The organism is Thermosipho sp. (in: thermotogales), from assembly GCF_020054775.1.
Taxonomy (GTDB): domain Bacteria; phylum Thermotogota; class Thermotogae; order Thermotogales; family Fervidobacteriaceae; genus Thermosipho; species Thermosipho africanus.
In genome coordinates, this window is record NZ_JAIHAP010000082.1 from 1 (window position 1) to 7,886 (window position 7,886).

At 34.4% G+C, this 7,886-nt stretch carries 9 protein-coding genes and 1 pseudogene; all 10 read left to right on the forward strand.

The features are described from left to right. Positions 1–246: pseudogene (locus JG780_RS09790) on the forward strand (1-phosphofructokinase family hexose kinase); the annotation flags it as partial. 1 nt (position 247) lies between these two features. Next, positions 248–691, forward strand: coding sequence for a CBS domain-containing protein (locus tag JG780_RS09795; protein ID WP_004100794.1), 444 nt, complete (start codon positions 248–250; stop codon positions 689–691). Positions 692–696: 5 nt separating this feature from the next. Continuing rightward, positions 697–1,986, forward strand: a complete 1,290-nt coding sequence (gene mtaB / locus JG780_RS09800) for a tRNA (N(6)-L-threonylcarbamoyladenosine(37)-C(2))-methylthiotransferase MtaB (RefSeq protein ID WP_004100792.1) — start codon at positions 697–699, stop codon at positions 1,984–1,986. Continuing rightward, positions 1,961–2,701, forward strand: a complete 741-nt coding sequence (locus tag JG780_RS09805) for an aminotransferase class IV (RefSeq protein ID WP_287570412.1) — start codon at positions 1,961–1,963, stop codon at positions 2,699–2,701. The genes mtaB and JG780_RS09805 overlap by 26 nt, the downstream gene beginning before the upstream one ends. After that, complete coding sequence (locus tag JG780_RS09810) at positions 2,685–2,990, forward strand: DciA family protein (protein ID WP_004100788.1); 306 nt, start codon at positions 2,685–2,687, stop codon at positions 2,988–2,990. The genes JG780_RS09805 and JG780_RS09810 overlap by 17 nt, the downstream gene beginning before the upstream one ends. Next, the gene (gyrB, locus tag JG780_RS09815) at positions 2,980–4,863 is read left to right on the forward strand and encodes a DNA topoisomerase (ATP-hydrolyzing) subunit B (protein WP_287570414.1); all 1,884 of its coding nucleotides are present in this window, start codon (positions 2,980–2,982) and stop codon (positions 4,861–4,863) included. Before JG780_RS09810 ends, gyrB begins: the two co-directional genes overlap by 11 nt. Then, positions 4,864–5,796, forward strand: coding sequence for a flagellar basal body P-ring formation chaperone FlgA (gene flgA, locus JG780_RS09820; protein WP_004100784.1), 933 nt, complete (start codon positions 4,864–4,866; stop codon positions 5,794–5,796). Continuing rightward, the gene (locus tag JG780_RS09825) at positions 5,793–6,380 is read left to right on the forward strand and encodes a flagellar basal body L-ring protein FlgH (RefSeq protein ID WP_004100779.1); all 588 of its coding nucleotides are present in this window, start codon (positions 5,793–5,795) and stop codon (positions 6,378–6,380) included. Before flgA ends, JG780_RS09825 begins: the two co-directional genes overlap by 4 nt. An 11-nt stretch (positions 6,381–6,391) precedes the next feature. After that, entirely contained in the window at positions 6,392–7,381 is a 990-nt protein-coding gene (locus tag JG780_RS09830; protein WP_004100778.1) for a flagellar basal body P-ring protein FlgI, read from the forward strand. Positions 7,382–7,399: 18 nt separating this feature from the next. Continuing rightward, a complete protein-coding gene (locus tag JG780_RS09835) occupies positions 7,400–7,696 on the forward strand; it encodes a rod-binding protein (protein WP_004100777.1) in 297 nt (98 codons plus the stop codon). Positions 7,697–7,886 lie beyond the last annotated feature (190 nt).

A 7,886-nucleotide genomic window follows, 5' to 3' on the forward strand; every position in this document is an offset into this window, starting at 1 on the left:
ACCCAAGATGGTGTGTGGTTTTTAAAGCCTCTTGTTGAGATAGAACATTCACACCTTTTGGGAACAGGTGACACGTACATGGCAGCTATGGTATATAAATGTTTTAAATCTGATAATTTAGTTGATATAGCAAAATATGGTTATGCTGCTGCACTTGCAAAGACATGGTATAGGGCAAAGGTTCCACCTAAACTTGAAGACATCGAAAAAGCCTTTGAAAAATTTAAGATTGAGAGGGTGGAGTAAGATGAAAGTTAAAGATTTTTATATAAGGGATATAACCGCTGTTTTAGAAGATGAAAGTGTTTCAAGGGTGCTGAAAATTCTTTCTAGGCAACAAGTGACCGGAGTTCCAGTTATAGATGAAGATTACAAGGTGGTTGGATTTATAAGTGAAAATGATATAATTCGTGCAGCATTACCTAGTTACTTTTCGCTTTTACAAACAGCATCATTTATTCCAGATTTAAATCAATTTGTTAGAAATCTTAAGAAAATTTCTAATAGAGCTGTTTCTGAAATCATGACTAAACCTGCTATTACTATCAAAGAATCAACACCACTTTTGCATGCGGCTGATTTGATGATTAGACATAGCTTAAAAATTTTACCTGTGGTGGACGAAGATGATAAATTGCTTGGTGTAATTACAAGGATGAAGATTTTGGAAGCGGTTAGTAGGGAGGACTAATTTGAATGAGAGTCAGCGTTCTTACATACGGTTGTAAGTTGAATCAATATGAATCAGAACTTATGGCCGAAAAGCTTGAAAATGAAGGATATATAGTGGTAAACGAGGAAGTAGAATCGGATGTTTTTGTAATAAATAGTTGTGTTGTGACAAACGAGGCGACAAGGAAGATAAAGCAACAGATAAGAAGATTAAAGAGGAAATTTCCAGGAGCAAAGGTAGTAGTAACAGGGTGTTATTCTCAACTCGGATTTGAAGAATTAGAAAAAGAAGGCGTTGATCTTGTACTGGGAAATAATGAAAAAAAATATATTGATAGATATTTAGGAGAATCAGGTATTTTTGTAGATAAAGCGTACTGGAATAGGAATTCGTTAGAAGATGAATTTGTTTTTTCTTCACTTGCAGAGAGAACACGTGCATTTATTAAAGTCCAGGATGGTTGTACAAATACTTGCAGTTATTGTGCAATAAGGTTTGCAAGGGGAAATAAAATTAGAAGTAAGCCAGTTGATCTAGTTGTAAGTGAAGTTTTAAGGCTTGTAAATAAGGATTACAAGGAAATTGTAATTACAGGATTAAATCTTGGAAAATTTGGTAAAGATATTGATTCTTCATTGCATGAACTGTTAAGAAGCCTTGTTAAAATAAAGGGTGATTTTAGAATTAGACTGAGTTCGATAAATCCAGAAGACTTAGATGAAGAGTTAATAAGTTTGATAGGAGCAGAAGAAAAGATTTGTAATCATCTTCACATTCCTCTTCAAAGTGGAAGTACAGATGTATTGAAAAATATGAGAAGAAATTATACACAAGATGATTATTTAAGGGTTGTTGATAGTATAAGAAAAGTTGATCCTAACTTTTCGATTACAACAGATATAATGGTTGGGTTTCCTGGAGAAAGTGAAAAGGATTTTGAAGAAACTTTGAAAGTTGTTAGAGAAGTTTTGTTCTCAAAGGTTCATGCCTTTAGATATTCTGATAGACCTAATACACTTGCTTCAAAGATGCCTAAAAAAGTGCCTGGAAATGTAAAAAAAGAAAGAGTTGAAGTTTTAGAAAAACTAAGCGCAGCAGTTGCAAAGGACTATAGGAAGCGACTTGTTGGAAGAAAAGCAAAAGTTTTAATTGAAAGCTATAAAAACAAGATATATTCAGGATACGATGAATACTACGTGTTACATGAAACTTCCCACGGAGAATTCGGTAAGATAGAAAATGTAACAATACAGGCGGTTACCGATGAGGGAGTGATTTCTAAAAAGTATGAACGAAAGGTCTCTAATAGATAACATATTTAACGGAATAGTTGTGTATGAAACTGTTCGTATATATGATGGAAAACCTTTAGCGGTTAAAGAGCATTATAAAAGGCTAATTAATTCTTTGTCATATTTAGGAAAAGAAAATGAAGTAAGTTTAAATGATTTTGAAAAAGAAATTGAAAGAAATATTTCCTTTGACAGGGTAAAGGTATATGCAATTGTGAGTGAAAAGGTGGAACTTTATTCTGTCGGTGAAAATATATTAACTAAAAAGGTAGAAAGTGTCAAAATAGATATTTCAAATGTAAGACATGCCGAACCATCTTCAATACCACCTAACTTTAAGTCACTTTCAAGAGCGGATGTTTTTCTTGCAAGGCAAAACAAAGGTGATAACTATGATGTGATACTTTTAGGGCAAAAGGGGCAGGTATGTGAGGGAAGCTTTTCTAACGTCTTTTTAATTAAAGATGGTAAAGTAATTACTCCTTCACTTGAAAGTGGAATTTTAGAAGGTATTACAAGAACGTTTGTTATAGATATGTTAAAGGAAAGCGGCTACACGGTAGAAGAAAAAATAGTCGAAGTAAAGGAGCTATTCTATGCAGATGAGATTTTTCTTACACATACGAGCATGGGTATAGTTCCTGTAAATTATCTGGGAAAGTTTTCATTAAAAACAGAAATTTCTGAAAAACTTTCGAGGATGTTTGAGGAGTATCTTCATGCAAAGATTGGGTGATGTTTTACGGGAACTTGCAAAAAAGAATTTGTTTATAAAAAATCTTTATGTTTCAACCCTTTCAAGAGAGCATTTTGAAGATGTTATTGGAAAGCCTTTTAATGAGCATTGTAAGGTGGTTATGTTTAAAGACGGAGTTATTTATATAGAATGTGATGATCAGCTTTTTGTAACTGAACTTAATTTTTTTAGGGAAAAGATACGTGAAAAGTTGAATGATAGATTGGGGATATATGCTATAAAAAAGGTAGTAATAAGAAAGAAGAGGAGGGCAATAAATGGACTATAGTGCACAAAATATAAAAGTATTAAAGGGGCTTGAACCGGTAAGGCAAAGACCAGGAATGTACATAGGTTCTACGGGAAAGGCAGGTCTTCATCATCTTGTATATGAAATTGTTGATAATAGTATAGATGAATCACTGCAGGGGTATTGTGATACCATAAAGGTTACAATTTTCAAAGATGGAAGTGTTGAGGTAGAAGATAACGGAAGGGGTATTCCAGTTGATATTCATCCTGAAACTGGAAAGAGCGCACTTGAAGTTGTTATGACTACCCTGCACGCAGGTGGAAAGTTTTCAAAGGATTCATACAAAGTAAGCGGTGGTCTCCATGGTGTTGGTGCATCGGTTGTTAATGCACTCTCTCAGTGGCTTGAAGTAGAAGTACATAGAGATGGAAAAGTATACTATCAAAGGTATGAAAGAGGAACACCTACCTGTGAGGTAAAGATAATAGGTGAGACTGAAAAGCGTGGAACGACTGTTAGATTTAAGCCTGATCCATTAATTTTTTCAACTACGGATTTTGATACGGATACAATTTTAATGAGACTTAGAGAGCTTGCATTTTTAAATCCAAATATTACTATTTATTTTAAAGACGAAAGAAACAATACAGAAAGAACGTTTCATTATACAGGTGGTATTAAAGAATTTGTCTCACATTTAAGTAAGGGAAGCAAATCCTTACATGAACCAGTATATATTAGCGGAGAATATGAAAAGATTAAAGTTGAAGTTTCTTTTCAATATACCGATTCAGATTTTGAAAAGATTTATTCATTTGTAAATAATATAAGGACCGTTGATGGTGGAACACATGTTACTGGTTTTAAATCTGCCTTTACTAGAGTTGTCAATGAATTAGGTAGAAAAACAGGACAGTTAAAGAAAGATTCATTGCGTGGAGATGATGTAAGAGAAGGAATGGTCGCTGTTATAAGTGTTTTAATGAGCAGTACTCCAGAATTTGAAGGACAAACAAAATCAAAGTTGGGTAACGAAGAAGTCCAAGAAGCTGTAGCAAAAGTAGTGAGAGAAAAGCTTCTTGAATTTTTTGAGACGAATGAAAATACGCTTAAGATAATTATACAAAAAGCACTGGAAGCAAAGAAAGCAAGAGAAGCTGCAAAGCATGCTCGTGAAATGGTAAAAAGAAAGAGTGCTTTTGGAAGCTCTTCGCTCCCTGGAAAGCTTGCAGATTGTATTACTAAAAAACTTGAAGAATCTGAACTTTTTATAGTCGAGGGTGATTCAGCAGGTGGTTCGGCAAAACAGGCAAGAGATAGAAATTTCCAAGCAATTTTACCACTTCGTGGAAAAATCTTAAACGTAGAAAAGAGTAGTTGGCTTAAGCTTTTAAAGAATGAGCAGGTAAGAGATATTATAACTGCATTGGGTGTAGGCATCGGCGATGATTTTGATATTAAAAAGTTAAGATATGGAAAGATAATAATAATGACCGATGCTGATGTTGATGGTGCACACATTAGAACACTTCTTTTGACACTCTTTTACAGGTACATGAAAGAATTAATTGAAGAGGGAAGAATATATATTGCACAGCCTCCACTTTACAAATTAACTGTTGGAAAGGATCACTATTATTTCTACAGTGATGAGGAATTGGAAGATTTTAAAAAGACATTGGAAGATAAAAAATATGAAATACAACGTTACAAAGGTCTTGGTGAAATGAATCCAGAGCAACTTTGGGAAACTACCATGGATCCAAACACAAGAAAATTATTAAAAGTTTCAATTGAAGATGCAGAAACTGCAGATGAGTTATTTGAAATGCTTATGGGTAGCGATACTGAGAGCAGAAAGGAATTTATATTCAGACACGCACTTTCTGTAAAGGAGATAGATGTATAAGTGAGAAAAGGTATTTTATTTATTTTACTGCTACCTATTCTATCTCTTTCCATGTACATACAGTTTTTAGACGTTGCAACGGTTACAAGAAATGAAGTTACAGTATTTGATGTGGCAGCAACTTATACTCAAATTGATGCAACAAGTCTTCAAAATATTGTTCTTGCGTATCTTCCTGAGAATTCTTCAACTGATATTAATATAAAGTACATACTTCAAAGACTTTCAAGGGTGGCAACTCAAGTTGAGGCCACCCCTACTGTTGGTGTTGTAAAGGTTGTCTTTCCAAATCTTTTGACTAGAGAAAGTAGTATGTCTACGCTAACCGTTGAGCAGGCATTGAAAATTGCAACAGAAGTTGCTCTATCAATGCTTCCCATAAATTCAACTGTAGAAGTTACTTCAACGTACGGCAAGATTGTTGAACACGATAATTTTGATTACGATGTAATTCAATCTGTTGGTGGAAGCTTTTTGGTAAGATTTGCTTTAAAGAAGGATAGTAGAACCGTCGGATATTTTAACGTTAACCTAATAGGAAAATGTATTAGGAAAATTCCCGTAGCTGCGAGAAATATTAATTACGGAGAGCAGGTTAATATGGACGATGTAGCCTTTGCAGATGTGAATATATTTTCTTTAAGGGGAACACCTTTGGATGTATCAAAGCTTCCAATGATTTCTAGAAAGTATTTTAAAGTTGGAGAGCCTTTGTTTGAAGAGTATTTTGAAAGAGTTCCAGATGTGGTGGTTGGTCAGGTTATAGTAGGGTATGTAGAATTACCGGGTGTTATCGTGAAAACAATGCTTCGGGCACTTGAAAGTGGGAATGTGGGAGACGTGATTAAGGCAAGAAATATTGAAAGTGGAAAGATAGTGTACGGGCTTATAGTTGAGGGACCTATGTTAAAGGTCGTGGAGGTGTCAAAATGAAAAAGTTACTAACTGTATTTTTAATCTTATTCTCATTGCTTTCTTTAGCAGATTCTATATACAATCCAAATAGTAAATTTTCAAATATTATAGCAAGTCCACGTGCATCAAAGGTGGGAGATGTTGTAAATATATTGGTGTATGAATCACCAAGATTTTCTACAAGTTCTGAGGTAGATTCTTTCAAGAATACAATTCTTGGTGCAATAAGCAGTGGTTCAAAAATACTTGGAAGTGACCTTTCAGGGTTTTTACCAATAAAGGATTCAGATAAGGTTAAAAGTTCTAACAAAAGTCAAACAAGTGTTATTTTGCAGATAACTGCAGTTGTTAAAAAAGTGGATGAATACGGTAATTTATACGTTGAAGGTCGAAAAAATATTAAGGTTGGTAATGACCTAAGAGAGATTATTATTACAGGATGGGTCAATCCTGAAATGATTTCTGCAAAAAATACCGTTAATTCAACTGATTTGATGGATGCACAAATTTGGGAAAATGGAAAAATTATATTTGAAGATGATCCAAATGAGGGAAGCTGGCTCGGGCTTATTTTATCATCTCTTGCAGAACTCTTTAGATGAGGTGAAAATGTATGAAGAAAAAAATAATCATTGCCTTGTTAATTGTAGCAGTATTTTCACTTTCTGCGGTTGTTAGGATAAAGGATATTGCAAAATTTAGAGGTGCACGTGATAACCAACTATTCGGTATTGGAATAGTTGTTGGTTTAAATGGAACTGGAGATGGAGGAACGTTAAATTCTCCACTCCTTGCAAACATGTTTAAAAATTTTGGGATACCTATTTCTGAGGAAGATATAAAGTCAAATAATACGGCACTTGTTATGGTTGTTGCCGATATTCCACCTTTTTACAAAGAAGGAATGAGGCTTGATGTTATAGTTGCATCGCTTGGCAGTGCAAAGAGCCTTGAAAACGGTGTGCTTCTTCAAACGCCGCTTTATGGCGCAGACGGCAATATATATGCAGTGGCACAGGGGCCCGTTTCAGTCGGTGGTGCTGAAGTAAAGTCTTCAGTTAATCTCCAGAGCAGATTCAAGGTTACAGGGTACATTCCAAACGGTGCGCTTATAGAAAAGGAAATTCCAGCAAATATTGTTTCAGATAATAGCGTAACTATACTTCTTCAAAACCCAGATATCACTACTTCTGCAAGAGTTGCAACGGCAATAAATGAAAAGTTTTCTGTAAAGCTTGCTAAAGCAGTTGATCCTGCATCTGTTAGAGTGCAGATACCCGATGCATTTTCAGATGATATTATTACCTTTTTGTCTATAATAGAAGAACTGGAGGTTATACCCGATCAAGCAGCGAAGGTCGTTATAAATGAAAGAACGGGGACGGTAATCTTTGGTGGAGATATAAAGATTTCTGATTTTACCCTCAGCTATGGAAACTTTGTTGTGAGTATAAAAAACGGTGAAATTGATGGCCAGGAAGCTACAATTTCCAACTTGATTTCTGCATTAAAGGCATTAGGTGCTACACCGCAGGATATAATAGGTATAATTGAGGAGCTGCACAAAGCAGGGGCAATTTATGCAGAGATAAAGGTTATGTGATATGTGGGGTGGATGTAGATGGATGTTTCTAAGGTATCTCAAAATACTGTAAATCAAATAAATGTTGATAAGTTAAAAAAGGTTTCAGAAGAATTTGTGGCAAGTTTTTTCTTTCAAATCTTTAGAAAGATGTACGATACAATTCCAAAATCTTCTTTAATTCCAGAAAGTTTTGGTGAAAAGTGGTTTAGAGAAAATATGTTGTATGAGTATTCCAAGATAGCTGCCAAAAACGATCTAAAGGATTTAAGCATGAGCGTGTATAGATCCTTAGGTGGAAAGGTGTACAATCAAATTCCAAATACAAAAAAATAATTGGACATACCAGACGGTATGTCCATTTTTTTTTAGAAAAAATTATCATGTGTATATTTTATTTTTGGAGTTAAATGAAAAATTTTTCAGACAATTTTTTCAATTAAGACTTCTGAAACATTTCTTGATTTACTCGAGATAGAGATACCAACTGCATATACAGAATTTGAAAGAAACTTTTTAAAGTAGT